The 14,095-nt window shown below is 66.0% G+C and carries 7 protein-coding genes; 6 read left to right on the top strand and 1 reads right to left on the bottom strand.

Annotated features, from left to right (window positions below; translation table 11 throughout):
* Positions 1 to 76: 76 nt before the first annotated feature.
* The 3 genes from glgX to AC1DFE_RS18310 are packed head-to-tail and all read left to right on the top strand — an operon-like array spanning position 77 to position 3,112.
* Positions 77 to 2,200 (top strand): glycogen debranching protein GlgX, encoded by a 2,124-nt coding sequence (gene glgX, locus AC1DFE_RS18320; RefSeq protein ID WP_476907298.1) that lies wholly within the window; start codon positions 77 to 79, stop codon positions 2,198 to 2,200.
* 17 nt (positions 2,201 to 2,217) lie between these two features.
* Positions 2,218 to 2,751: a guanyl-specific ribonuclease gene (locus tag AC1DFE_RS18315; protein ID WP_476907297.1), complete on the top strand. Its 534-nt coding sequence runs from the start codon at positions 2,218 to 2,220 to the stop codon at positions 2,749 to 2,751.
* Between the two features lie 4 nt (positions 2,752 to 2,755).
* Positions 2,756 to 3,112, top strand: a complete 357-nt coding sequence (locus tag AC1DFE_RS18310) for a barstar family protein (protein ID WP_476907296.1) — start codon at positions 2,756 to 2,758, stop codon at positions 3,110 to 3,112.
* Positions 3,113 to 3,177: 65 nt separating this feature from the next.
* On the opposite strand, the gene glgP is transcribed toward AC1DFE_RS18310, so the two are convergent.
* The gene (gene glgP, locus AC1DFE_RS18305; protein WP_476907295.1) at positions 3,178 to 5,796 is read right to left on the bottom strand and encodes an alpha-glucan family phosphorylase; all 2,619 of its coding nucleotides are present in this window, start codon (positions 5,794 to 5,796) and stop codon (positions 3,178 to 3,180) included.
* Positions 5,797 to 5,927: 131 nt separating this feature from the next.
* On the opposite strand from glgP, the gene AC1DFE_RS18300 reads away from it, so the two are divergent.
* Genes AC1DFE_RS18300 through AC1DFE_RS18290 form a run of 3 tightly spaced genes read left to right on the top strand, consistent with a single transcriptional unit; the run spans position 5,928 to position 13,686 of the window.
* Complete coding sequence (locus AC1DFE_RS18300) at positions 5,928 to 8,000, top strand: alpha-1,4-glucan--maltose-1-phosphate maltosyltransferase (protein WP_476907294.1); 2,073 nt, start codon at positions 5,928 to 5,930, stop codon at positions 7,998 to 8,000.
* Positions 8,001 to 8,006: 6 nt separating this feature from the next.
* Complete coding sequence (treS, locus tag AC1DFE_RS18295; protein ID WP_476907293.1) at positions 8,007 to 9,803, top strand: maltose alpha-D-glucosyltransferase; 1,797 nt, start codon at positions 8,007 to 8,009, stop codon at positions 9,801 to 9,803.
* A 1-nt stretch (position 9,804) separates the two neighbouring features.
* Complete coding sequence (locus tag AC1DFE_RS18290) at positions 9,805 to 13,686, top strand: 1,4-alpha-glucan branching enzyme (protein ID WP_476907292.1); 3,882 nt, start codon at positions 9,805 to 9,807, stop codon at positions 13,684 to 13,686.
* Positions 13,687 to 14,095: the final 409 nt, after the last annotated feature.

The raw sequence follows: 14,095 nt of genomic DNA, 5'->3' as shown, positions 1-14,095 counted from the left end.
AGTGCCGCCACAGCTCCGCGCACGTAACATGCCGGCGAAGATCAGCTATTTGGATGTGACAGCTAAGCTTTAATTGATGGTAATGCCCCTTGTAGATACAGCCTTGACGGTGGATGACCCCCAGGCCTTTCCCCTTGGGGTCAGCGAAGCGCGCCACGCTCCGGCGGGTGCATCAGGGGACCGGGCACACGTTGCCGTTTTCGCTCCCGGAGTTGCGAAGCTCGAGGTGGCTTACCAGGCGCCGGGCCAGAGCTGGCGGATTCAAACCCTCTCCGGCCTCGCGAACGGTGTCCACCATGGAGCGGTGGACGGTTTTCCTGTGGGATCGCGGTACGGGTTCCGCGCCGCACCGAAGGGCGAAGAGGTCCTGCCGCTGGCCGTTCCCACTGTTGATTTTGACGACGACGACGACGACGGCGGCAGCCGGCAGCCGCTGCTGCTGGACCCTTACGGCCGGGCCGTCGATGATCGCGGTGGGTTCCTCACCAGCGTCAGGATGTCTGCCGATTTCGACTGGGGCGGCGACAAGAGGCCGCACACGCCCTGGCGCAACACCATCGTCTACGAGGCACACGTCCGCGGGCAGAGCATGCTGCATCCGGACATCCCGGAGGCGCTGCGCGGCACCTATGCCGGCATGGCCCATCCCGCGATGATCGAACACCTTACGGGTCTTGGCATCACAGCCCTGCAGTTGCTCCCCGTACATTTCCATCTGGACGAGCCCCACCTCCAGAACCTCGGCCTCACCAACTATTGGGGTTACAACACGGCGGCGTTCTTCGCCCCGCACCCCGGGTACGCCACCACGTCGGCCCAGGAAGCCGGGCCCCAGGCGGTGCAGGATGAGTTCAAGGGCATGGTCAAGCTGCTCCATGCCGCCGGCATCGAGGTCATCCTTGACGTCGTCTACAACCACACGGCCGAAGGCGGACCGGACGGGACCAGCCTGAGCTTCCGGGGGCTGGGCGAGGAGAAGTACTACCGCACTGACGGGCAAGGGAAGTACATCGACACCACGGGCTGCGGCAATACGCTCAACTTCGGCGAACCCCGCGTGGTCCAAATGGTGGTGGACTCGCTGAAGTATTGGGTGGACGAGTTCCATATTGACGGCTTCCGCTTTGACCTCGCGGTGACGCTCTGCCGGAACGCAGCGAACGAGTTCGATCCCCACCACCCGTTCCTCGAAGCCGTTGCCGAGGACCCGTCGCTCTCCCGCGTCAAGATGATCGCCGAACCGTGGGACGTTGGATACGGCGGCTGGCAGACCGGCCGTTTCCCCGCCGGCTGGGTGGACTGGAACGACCACTACCGCGACGCCGTGCGCTCCTTCTGGGTGGCTGACCGTGCCGCCCTCGACAACGGGAACCAAGGCGCATCCGTTGCGCGGCTGGCCGATGCCCTGTCCGGCTCGGCGAGCCTGTTCGAACCGTCGGGCCGCTCCCGGCTTGCTTCGCTGAACTTCATCACCGCCCATGACGGCTTCACCATGACCGACCTCGTGTCCTACGACCGCAAGCACAACGAAGCGAACGGCGAACAGAACCGGGACGGGCACGGCGACAACCGCAGCTACAACCACGGCTTCGAAGGGCGCACCGAGGACGAGGGCATTCTCGCCCGCCGTGCCCAGAGCAAGCGCAACCTCATGGCCTCGCTCATGATTTCACTGGGCGTCCCCATGATCACGGCGGGCGACGAGCTGGGCCGCACCCAGCAGGGCAACAACAACGCTTACTGCCAGGACAATCCGCTTACGTGGATCGACTGGACCAGCACGCCGGAGTCCCATGCCATGCTCCGAAGCACCAAGCGCGTTATCCGGCTTCGGCGCGAGTTCCTCACTGCCCAGCCGCACGACTACCCGGTCCGCGACGCCCGCTCCTACCTGTACTGGTATGACCGGGACGGGCAGCCCATGTCCATGGAACGGTGGAACGATTCGCGGAACCGCGTGGTTCAGCTGCTGCTGGGCTCCGATGACGGGCACGTGGCCGGGCTTATCGTGGTCAACGGCGGCCCCGAGGACATCAAGGTCACCCTTCCGCAGGTCACCAACGATGACGGCACCGGCAAACGGATGTTCGACCTGCGCCTCACCACGTCCGAGCTCCACGACCGGCGCCAGGGCGCACTCGTTGCCTCCGGTGAGCCTGACGAAGTTCAGGCCTACACCATCAATATCTACCGCACGTAAATTACGGGGAAACAGGCATGCGCAGGCGTTGGACTGTCGGAACGCTGCTGCTGGGGCTTGCCGTGGCGGCCCTCGCGGTCTTCAACCTTTTCATCTCACCGGGCGGCACGCCGCCCGGTGCGGTCCAGCAGAGTGCGGGACCGCAGGGAACGACAACGTCGGCACCCACTTTCGCGACGTCGGCACCGACCGGGAGGCCGACGTCGGCACCCGCCGCAGCGCCGTCGTCGTCCGCCGCCAAGTCCACGGGCGTGCAGAACGCATCCGGCCTCCCCGCCATCCGGGAATCCCAGCTGCCGGCCGAAGGCCGGCGCGTCCTCGTGCTGATCCGGCAGGGCGGCCCCTACCCGTACACCCGGGACGGCGTGACGTTCGGCAACTTTGAGCGGGTCCTGCCGCGCAAGGCCAGCGGGTACTACAAGGAGTACACGGTTCCCACGCCCGGCGAATCGGACCGGGGAGCCCGCAGGATCGTGGCGGGACAGGCCGGCGAGAAGTACTACTCGCCGGATCACTACGGCTCGTTCAAGTTCATAACAGAAGGCAAATAGCACCATGAAGATCTATTCCGGCGACACCTGGACCCTCGAGGAACTCAAGGACCAGGTGGCCGACGCCGGCCGCCGCAGCCTGCTGGTCCCCGCCGCGGATTCCAAGAAAGCCGTGCTCGCTGCCTTCGGGGAGGCCCTGGATTTTCCGGAGCATTTCGGCGTGAACCTGGATGCCCTCAACGACTCACTGCACGACTTTGCGGACGCCATTTCCGACGACGGCGCGAAGCCCCTGACGGTGATCTGGCAGGTTCCCGCAGCCTTCCGCGGCGAACGCTCGTTCGGCGTCGTCTGCGAGATCCTCCAGGACGCCGAGACCTACGCCGGCAAGGACTTCGCAGTCATCGCGGTTATGCTCTAGCCCGCTTGGGCCCACGCCGTCAGGGTTCCCTGGCCGAGCTTGCGAGGGTAGGGAGACGGTGGGGACTACGCGTTGACGATCAGCCCCAGTTCGGCCTTGGATGCGAGGGCGTCGTGCTTGGGGAACACCCTCACGGTGTAGCCGAAGGATCCGGAGCGGTCGATCACGATGGACCCGGCGAAGAGGTAGCGGCCGTTGCCGAGCTCCTCCTTGGCCTCAAGCTCCACCATTGTCACGTTCGCCAGTTCGTCGCTTTCCGCGGCCTGCCCGTACGCCACCTCAACGGCCACGTCCTGCGGAGACAGGTTGTGCAGTCCAACGTAAGCGTGGACCTGGAGGGTGTCGCCGATCTGAGGGTCCTCCGAGACGCCCAGTGAGTCCACGTGCTCCACGTGCAGCTGGGGCCAGGCCGCGCGGACCTTGGCGACCCACGCCGCCAGCGCCTTGGCCTGGGCGTAGGAACCTGCCACCGCTTCGCGCCCCGAAACCGCGGCGGGCCGGTAGAGGACGTTGACATAGTCCTGCAGCATCCGCTCGGCCGAGACAGCCGGTCCGAGGTGGGCCAGCGTGTGCTTGATCATGGAGACCCAGTGCGTGGGAACCTTTTCGTGGCTGGACTCGGACGGCCCCGCGGCGCCGGCCGCTTCGGAAACGGTGCTTCCGTAGAACCGCGGTGCCACCTGTTTCTCGAGCAGCTCATACAGCGCCGCGGCCTCGATGTCGTCGCGCTCATCGGAGGAAGCGCCGTTGTTGGCGGTGGGGATCGCCCAGCCGTTTTCGCCGTCGTACATCTCATCCCACCAGCCGTCCAGGACGGACAGGTTCAGGGACCCGTTGATCGCGGCCTTCATGCCGGAGGTGCCACAGGCTTCCAGCGGCCGCAGCGGGTTGTTCAGCCAGACGTCGCAGCCGGGGAACAGCGTGCGTGCCATGGCGATGTCGTAGTTCGGCAGGAACACGATGCGGTGCCGGACCGCGGGATCGTCGGTGAAACGGACCAGCTCCTGGATCATCTTCTTGCCGGCGTCGTCCGCCGGGTGGGACTTGCCCGCAATGACCAGCTGGATGGGGTGTTCCTTGTGCAGCAGCAGGGCCTTCAGACGCTCCGGGTCCCGCAGCATGAGGGTCAGCCGCTTGTAGGTGGGGACGCGCCGGGCGAATCCGATGGTCAGGACGTCCGGGTCCAGCACGGAATCGGTCCACGCCAGCTCGGCATCGGCGGCGCCGCGCTTCTTCCACGCAGCCCGCAGCCGGCGCCGCACATCCTCCACGAGCGAAACGCGCATCTCGCGCCGGAGCGCCCAGACCTCGGCGTCGGAGACGTTGTAGGCGAGGTCCCACCGGCCCATTACCTCGGCTTCGGGCCCGAACCGCTCCCGTGCGAGTTTCGCGACGCGCGGATCCACCCAGGTGGGCACGTGCACGCCGTTGGTCACGGAGGTGATGGGCACCTCCGAGTGGTCGAATCCCGGCCAGAGCGCCGAGAACATGCCGCGGGAAACTTCGCCGTGGAGCTTGGCAACGCCGTTGGCCCGCTGTGCCAGGCGCAGGCCCATCACCGCCATGTTGAAGACGAACGGGTTGCCCTCGTGGAAGTTTTCGCGGCCCAGGTCCAGGATGCGTGAGGTGGGGACGTCCGGCGCCAGGCCGGCTTCGAAGAAGTGCTGGATCTGCGCTGCCTCGAAGCGGTCGATGCCGGCCGGAACCGGCGTGTGCGTTGTAAACACCGTGGACGAGCGTCCGGCGGCGAGGGCCTCGTCGAACGTGAGCGCCTGCTCGCCGGACATCAGCTCCTGGATCCGCTCGATGCCGAGGAAGCCGGCGTGGCCCTCATTCGTGTGGAACACCTCGGGTGCGGGCGTGCCGGTGAGTTTCTGGTAGGCGCGCAGCGCCTTGACCCCGCCCATGCCGAGCAGCAGTTCCTGCTGCAGCCGGTGGTCGCCGCCGCCGCCGTACAGGCGGTCGGTGATGCTGCGGGCGGCGTCGTCGTTTCCGGGGACGTTGGAGTCCAGCAGCAGGAGAGGGACGCGTCCGACGTCGGCACGCCAGATGTGTGCCGAAAGGTGCCGCCCGTTGGGCAGCGGAAGTGAAATCTCCAGCGGCTTGCCGTTGCCGTCCGCGGCCGGTTCCCGCAACAGCGTCAGGGGCAGGCCGTCGGGATCGATGACCGGGTAGGTCTCCTGCTGCCAGGCATCCCGGGACAGTGACTGCTTGAAGTAGCCGGCCTGGTACAGCAGGCCGACGCCGATCAGCGGCACCCCGAGGTCGGAGGCGGCCTTCAGGTGGTCCCCGGCGAGGATGCCGAGGCCGCCCGAATACTGCGGCAGGACCTCGGTGATGCCGAATTCGGGGGAGAAGTAGGCAATCGAGGCGGGGGCGTCGGCGCCCAGCCCCTGGTACCAGCGGGGTTCGGTGAGGTACCGGTCCAGGTCCGCGGCTGCCGCCTGAACCCGGGCCACCACGTCCTGGTCTATCGCGAGCCGGTGCATCTCTTCGCGGCCCACCAGGCCCAGGAAGCTGACCGGATCATTGCCGCACTGGGCCCATACCCGCGGGTTGAGGCTCTCGAACAGTTCCCGTGTGGGCCGGTGCCAGGACCAGCGGAGGTTGGTGGCCAGCCGGGCCAGCGGCCGGATCGGCTCGGGGAGAACGGTACGGACTGTAAATCTGCGGATTGCCTTCACCTGCGCCACACTAACCGACAAGGTGAACGGCAGGAACCGCTTTTGATTACTTTCCGGTAAATGACGAATCGCTTCATTAATTAAGTTCGCAGGCTTAGCAATCCGCCGTTTTTCTCGATAACGTCGAACCTGTGACGACAAACACGCGAACCAGTGCCCCAGCAAAGCAAACGCCGAAAGTTTCGATCACGGAGGGGCTTCGGTTTGGCCGTTTCCCCATCACGGACGTTCAGCCTGTTGTCGAAGGGGGGAAGTTCCCGGCCAAGGCGCTGCCCGGCGAAGGAATCGTGGTCAGCGCCAGGTCCTTCCGGGAGGGCCACGACCAGTTGGGCGTCAGTGCTGTCCTCCTGGACCCCCAGGGCAACGAACGGCAGCGGACCCGGCTCCAGCCGCCAGCCGGTGACCGCGGCAAGGGAACCGACCTTTGGGAGGGCCTGCTCACCCCGGACTCCACCGGAACCTGGTCGTTCGTCATCGAGGCCTGGCACGACCGCTACGGTACATGGCACCACAACGCCGAGGTCAAGGTGGACGCGGGCATCGACGTCGAACTGATGCTCGCGGAGGGTGCCGCGCTCCTGTCGCAGGCCGCCGAGGAACCAGCCCGCAACGATGCAGACCGGCAGACGCTGCGTTCCGCGGCCACGGTCCTTTCGGACACCTCCCTTTCCCCTGAGGACCGCCTGGCCGCCGGCTTCAGCCGCGACGTCGCAGCCGTTGTCGACCGCGAGCCGATCCGCGAGCTCGTCACCGTCTCGGACCCATTTCCGCTGCTCGTTGAGCGGGACCGCGCGGGCCGCGGATCCTGGTACGAGTTCTTCCCGCGCTCCGAGGGCGCGGTGCGCGACCCAGGCACGGGCGCCTGGACGTCCGGCACTTTCCGGACCGCCGCCCGGCGGCTCGACGCCGTCGCCGGCATGGGCTTTGACGTCATCTACATGCCGCCGATCCACCCGATCGGCGTGCAGCACCGCAAAGGCCCGAACAACACGCTTATTGCGGGTCCGAACGACCCCGGTTCGCCGTGGGCCATCGGCGCCAAGGAAGGCGGGCACGACGCCATCCACCCCGACCTCGGAAACTTCGAGGACTTCGATGCCTTCGTGGCGCGCGCGAATGAGCTCAACCTCGAGGTGGCGCTCGACCTGGCCCTCCAGGCCGCCCCGGACCACCCCTGGGTCACCGAGCACCCGGAATGGTTCACCACCCGCGTTGACGGCAGCATCGCGTACGCCGAGAACCCGCCGAAGAAGTACCAGGACATCTTCCCGCTCAACTTCGACAACGACCCCGAGGGCCTGTCCAAGGAGATCCTGCGGATCGTCCGGCTGTGGGTCAGCCACGGCGTGAAGATCTTCCGGGTGGACAACCCCCACACCAAGCCGGTGTGGTTCTGGGAGTGGCTCATTGCCGAGGTGAACAAGGAGGACCCCGACGTCGTGTTCCTGGCCGAGGCCTTCACCCGTCCCGCCATGATGCATGCGCTGGGCCGGGCCGGCTTCCAGCAGTCCTACACCTACTTCACGTGGCGCAACACCAAGAAGGAGCTGGAAGAGTACTTCCACCACGTGAGCCACGAGTCGGCTGCCTTCTTCCGGCCGAACTTCTTCGTCAACACCCCGGACATCCTCACCGAGTACCTGCAGTACGGCGGGCCGGCGGCGTTCAAGATCCGGGCGGCCCTGGCGGCGACAGCGAGCCCGCTGTGGGGCGTGTACGCCGGCTTCGAACTGTACGAACACGTGGCCCGGCCCGGGGCCGAGGAGTACATCGACAACGAGAAGTTCGAGTACAAGGCCCGCGACTGGGAGGCTGCCTCCGCCTCCGGCAGGACCCTCGCGCCGTACCTGACCAGGCTCAACGAGATCCGCAAGGCGCACCCGGCGCTCGGGGACCTGCAGAACCTCACCGTGCACCAGTGCACGGACGACGCCACCATGGTCTATTCCAAGCACAAGACCCTCCCGGACGGCACCAGGGACACCATCATCGTGGTGGCCAACGTGGACCCGCACAGTGCGCGGGAAGGCATGGTGTCCCTGGACCTGTCCGCGCTTGGCCTCGATCCGGCCGACCTCACCCCGAACGGCGGCTTCTGGGTGGATGACCTGATCTCCGGCGAGTCGTGGGAATGGGGCGAGTACAACTACGTGAGGCTGGACGCGCACGTTGAACCTGTACATGTCCTGACCATCCGGAGGTAGCCGCCAGTGACTTTCAGTCCGCAGAGCCCCACCCAGCACTTCACCCCCAAGAGCACGTTCGAGCTCAACGCTCCTGGGTTGCAGCATGATCCGCTGTGGTACCGGAAAGCGGTGTTTTACGAAGTGCTGGTCCGGGGCTTTGCGGACGCCAACGGCGACGGCTCTGGCGACTTCCACGGGCTGATCGACAAGCTCGATTACCTGCAGTGGCTGGGCGTGGACTGCCTGTGGCTTCCGCCGTTCTTCCAGTCGCCCCTCCGGGACGGCGGGTATGACATTTCGGACTACAACTCCGTCCTGGACGAGTTCGGCACCATCAGCGACTTCAAGCGGCTTGTTGCCGAGGCGCATGCCCGCGGCGTCCGGGTCATCATTGACCTGCCGCTGAACCACACGTCAGACCAGCACCCCTGGTTCCAGGAGTCCCGGAAGGACCCGGACGGTCCCTTCGGCGATTTCTACGTGTGGAGCGACACGGACGAGAAATACCAGGACGCGCGCATCATCTTCGTGGACACGGAGGAGTCGAACTGGACCTTCGACCCCATCCGGCGGCAGTTCTTCTGGCACCGGTTCTTCAGCCACCAGCCCGACCTGAACTTCGAGAACCCGAAGGTCATCGACGCCGTGTTCGACGTCGTGCGGTTCTGGCTGGACCAGGGGATCGACGGGTTCCGGGCGGACGCCATCCCGTACCTGTTCGAGGAGGAGGGGACCAACTGCGAGAACCTGCCGGCGACGCACGGGTTCCTGCGCCAGCTGCGGAAGATGGTGGACGAGAGCTATCCCGGCCGGGTCATCATTGCCGAGGCCAACCAGCCGCCCAACGAGGTGGTGGAGTACTTCGGCACCGAGGAGGAACCGGAATGCCACATGGCCTTCCATTTCCCGATCATGCCGCGGCTCTACTACGCGCTGCGTGACCAGAAGGCCGCCCCCATCATCGAGACGATGCACGACACCCCGGACATCCCGGAGGGTGCGCAGTGGGGGACGTTCCTGCGCAACCACGACGAACTGACGCTGGAAATGGTCACCGCCGATGAGCGGGCCGCCATGCTCGGCTGGTACGCGCCGGACCCCCGCATGCGGGCTAACATCGGCATCCGGCGCAGGCTGGCGCCGCTGCTGGACAACTCCAGGGCGGAAATCGAGCTGATCAACGCCCTGCTGCTGTCGCTGCCGGGTAGCCCTTTCCTGTATTACGGTGATGAGATCGGGATGGGCGACAACATCTGGCTCGAGGACCGTGATGCCGTCCGCACCCCCATGCAGTGGAACCCCGACCGCAACGCCGGGTTCTCGAACGCTGATCCGGGCAAGCTGTACCTCCCGGTGATCCAGTCGCTGGTCTACAACTACGCCATGGCGAACGTGGAGGCGGAGGCAGCCCATTCCGGGTCGCTGCTGCGCTGGACGCGCCAGATTCTTAGCGTGCGGAAGAACCATCCGGCCTTCGGGCTCGGGGCGTTCAAGCATGTGGAGGCGGACCATGAGGTAGTGCTGGCGTATCTCCGTGAACTGCCGGAGGGCAACTCGGCCGGCGAACCGGCGGAATCCATCCTGTGCGTCTTCAACCTCTCGCAGCATCCGGTATCAACGACCCTGAGGCTTCCGGATTTTTCCGGCCGGGGTCTTCGGGACGTTTTCGGCGGCCAGCCGTTCCCCGGCATCAGTGATGACGGCAGGCTGACACTGACGCTGGGCAGCCATGACTTCTTCTGGCTGCGCCTGCGGGCTGCTGCTTCCAATCCAGCCTCACCCTTTACCCAAGCGATGCCGATACTGTCGATTGAGGGATGACATGACCCAAACCACACTGACACCCACACTCGAACACCTGCTCCGCGACTGGCTGCCGGCCCAGCGGTGGTTCCCGGTGAAGTCCCCGGACTTCACCCTGGCCCCCGTGGGCGGACTGGTCCTGGACGACTCCACCGGCCAGGCCGGCCTTGAGGTGTTCCTTGCCTCCGTTGATTCCACAACGGCCGACGGCGTCTCCCGCACCGACGTCGTCCAGATCCCGCTCAGCTACCGCAGCGAGCCGTTGCCGGGCGCCGAACGGGCCCTGATCGGTGAACGCGACGACGCCGGGCTGGGGCGCCGCTGGGTCTACGACGCTGTCCATGACCCCGCGTTCATAGCCGCGTGGCTCGAGCTGATCCGCACAGGTGAAACCACCGGCACGGCCAGTGGTCACCTGTCCGGAGCCGGCCAGCCGCTGCCGCAGGCCTCCGGAACGGTTCGTGTCCTGTCCGGTGAGCAGTCCAACACCTCGGTGATAGTGGACGACGGCGACTCCGCGGCCATCGTGAAGTTCTTCCGTGTGCTTTCGTCCGGGCACAACCCGGAAGTGGAGGTCGGCGCCGCGCTGTCCGCGGCCCGGACCCCGGAGGTCCCGGCAACGCTGGGCTGGGTGACGGGCGAGTGGCATCCGCAGGCTTTCGAGGCGGCCCCCGGCGACTCGATGTCCGCAACTCCTGTTCAGGGCGAACTGGCGGTGGCCCACGAATTCCTGGCCGGCGGCCGGGACGCGTGGCGGCTCGCCGTTGACGCGGCGGCAGGGGGAGTGGATTTCACGGCAGAGGCGCATGCCCTCGGCCATGCGACGGCCACCGTCCACCGCAGGCTCGCGGAAACGCTCGGTGTGTCCGCGGAAGCGGTTCCGGGCGCGGTCATTGCCCCCGGAGTGGCCCAGCGCATGCGTCAGACTTGGGCGGAGGCGGGACCCGCCGTCGGACCTTACGAAGAAGCGCTGGAAAGCCTGCTCAGCCGCCTTGAAGGCACCCCGGCCGGCGCGTTGCAGCGCATCCACGGTGATCTTCACCTGGGCCAGATTCTTCAGGTTCCCGGCGCCGAAGGCGGCCGTGACCGGTGGGCAATCCTCGACTTCGAGGGGGAGCCGCTCCGGCCAATCTCCGAGCGCAACTTCCCCGACGTCCCGCTCCGGGACGTGACGGGCATGCTCCGCTCGTTTGACTATGCGGCGGGTGCCGCCGAACGCGAACAGCCGGACGTCCGCGTCCCCGAGACGTGGGTGGATGACTGCACCGAGGCGTTCCTGGCAGGCTACGCCGAGGTCACGCCCGGAACGGTGGACCGTGAATCGCCGCTCTTTGTGGCATTGTGGCTGGACAAGGCGCTCTACGAAGTCGTGTACGAGTTGCGCAACCGGCCGGGCTGGCTGGCCATTCCCGTGAATGCGGCCAGGCGGCTCCTCAGCACTAAAGGCTCCGGCGAACCGGCCGGAGCCGCAGCGGAAGGTAAGAAGATGACAGGCTCTGCACATACCGACAGCCCCCACGCACCGTTGCACGTGGATCCGCATACGCTCTCACGCGTAGCGGCCGGTGAACACCATGCCCCGCACTCGGTGCTTGGTGCCCATTTGGACGACTACGGGCACGTGACCATCCGCACGGTCAAGCACCTTGCGGAAGCGGTCAACGTGGTGACTCCGGCCGGAACCGTGCCCATGACCCACGAATCCGAAGGCGTCTGGGTGGCGGTACTCGAGCCCCTGCAGCACGGACACGTGCCGGACTACCGCCTCGAGGTGACCTACGAGGGCGCCGAGCCGGTGACCGTGGACGATCCGTACCGCTACCTTCCCACCGTGGGCGAAGTGGATCTGCACCTGATCGGCGAAGGACGGCACGAGAAGCTTTGGACCGTGCTGGGCGCACACGTGCAGCACTACAAGTCCTCGCTGGGCGACATCGACGGTGTGTCCTTTGCCGTGTGGGCCCCGAATGCCGAGGCGGTCCGGGTGAAGGGCGACTTTAACGCCTGGGACGGTAGGGAAAACTCACTGCGTTCCCTTGGCTCCTCGGGCGTCTGGGAACTGTTCATCCCGGGTGTCCAGGCCGGCGCCTGCTACAAGTACGAGATCAAGACCAAGGGCGGCTACTGGGTCGAGAAAGCAGACCCGCTGGCCTTCGGCACCGAGGTGCCGCCGCTTACCGCTTCGCGGGTTGTTGAGTCGCACTACCGGTTCCAGGACGCGGACTGGATGAAGGAGCGCGCTGCCCGGGATCCGCAGAACTCGCCCATGAGCGTGTACGAGGTCCACCTCGGATCCTGGCGGTTGGGTCTCAGCTACCGTGAGTTGGCCAAGGAACTCGTGGAGTACGTGAAGTGGCTCGGCTTCAGCCACGTCGAGTTCATGCCCGTGGCGGAGCACCCCTTCGGCGGCTCCTGGGGCTACCAGGTCACCTCCTACTACGCGCCGACGTCGCGCTTCGGGCATCCCGATGAGTTCCGCTTCCTGGTGGACGAACTCCACCAGGCGGGCATCGGTGTGCTCCTGGACTGGGTTCCGGCGCACTTCCCGAAGGACAACTGGGCCCTGGCGCAGTTCGACGGGCAGCCGCTGTACGAACACGCTGACCCGAACCTTGGCGAGCACCCGGACTGGGGCACCCTGATCTTCGACTTCGGCCGCACCGAAGTCCGGAACTTCCTCGTGGCCAACGCGCTGTACTGGCTGGATGAGTTCCACATCGACGGCCTGCGCGTGGACGCCGTCGCATCCATGCTGTACCTGGACTATTCGCGGGAAGACGGCCAGTGGCAGCCCAACCGCTTCGGCGGCCGGGAAAACCTGGAGGCCATCTCGTTCCTCCAGGAGGCCAACGCCACGGTGTACAAGACCCACCCCGGCGCCGTCATGATCGCGGAAGAATCCACCGCGTTCCCCGGGGTCACTGCGCCCACCAGCCACGGCGGCCTCGGCTTCGGCCTCAAATGGAACATGGGCTGGATGCACGACTCACTCAAGTACGCCTCCGAAGACCCGGTCAACCGCAAGTGGCACCACGGCACGGTCACGTTCTCCATGGTCTATGCGTTCACCGAGAACTTCCTGCTGCCCATCAGCCACGATGAGGTTGTCCATGGCAAGGGCTCAATGCTCCGCAAGATGCCCGGCGACCGCTGGCAGCAGCTGGCCAACCTCCGCGCCTTCCTCGGCTACCAGTGGGCGCACCCGGGCAAGCAGTTGATCTTCATGGGCACCGAATTCGGCCAGGAAGCCGAATGGTCCGAACAGCACGGTCTCGACTGGTGGCTTGCTGAAATCCCGGCACACCGGGGCGTACAGGTGCTGCTCAAGGACCTGAACGAACTGTACAAGTCGACGCCGGCGCTGTACTCCCGGGACAACGAACCCGGCGGATTCCAGTGGATCAACGGAGCTGACGCCGACCGCAACGTCCTGACCTTTGTCCGCTGGGACACCGAGGGCAACCCGCTGGTTTGTGCCGTCAACTTCTCCGGCGGCCCGCACAAGGACTACGCGCTGGGCGTGCCGTCCACGGGAGCGTGGACCGAGGTGCTCAACACCGACTCTGAGGAGTATGGCGGATCGGGCGTCCTCAACGGGGGCACATTGGCCGCGGAGGACGAGGGCATCGACGGCCAGCCGGCAACCCTGACCGTCACGCTGCCTCCGCTGGGCGTGACCTACTTCAGCCCGGCCGGGTCAAGCGTGATCACCACGGCGGCCGCATCCAGGGCCAAAGCCACCGAGGCTGACTCCATTTTTGCCGGCCCCACGGCTGCCGAGGCCCGGGCTGCTGAGACCCGGGCTGCCGGGGTTGTGGAACCTAAGGGTGCTGAACGGACGGGTGCAAAACCGACGAGTCAGACGGGGAAAGCAGCTTTGCCCGGCGGACCCCTGGTCTAAGGCCTGGCGCCCAGGTGAATCCCCACGAGTTCCTGGGTTAAGGGCGGCGGGGGCCAGAAACCGGCCACTGCTTCTCTTGGAAGGGGGCCCGGAATCCCTTGGGATTCCGGGCCCCCTTCGGCGTTGCCTGGCGCGGTTGGCATTCCGGCGAACTAGTGGTAGAGTTTATTTCCGCGCCGCTCCCCGGAGCGAGTCGGCAAGGTGATCTGGAAGCCACAGGCTAGACCGGATCGAAACCGCCGATTTGACTAGGGTGAAGCGGGCGGGTAAGTTTGGAAAGTTGCTCCGGAGCGATCCTGAACGTGGGTTTGGGTGGTGCCGGGTGTGTCTGTTGTTTGAGAACTCAATAGTGTGCCAAGTTTGTTGATACCGGTTTTTTATTAAATTGGTTGAATTTGCCGGGCCTATC

It is taken from the genome of Arthrobacter sp. 05T423 (assembly GCF_056396245.1).
Note: the sequence above shows the minus strand (reverse complement) of the source record. Positions and strands in the feature narration are given on the sequence as shown.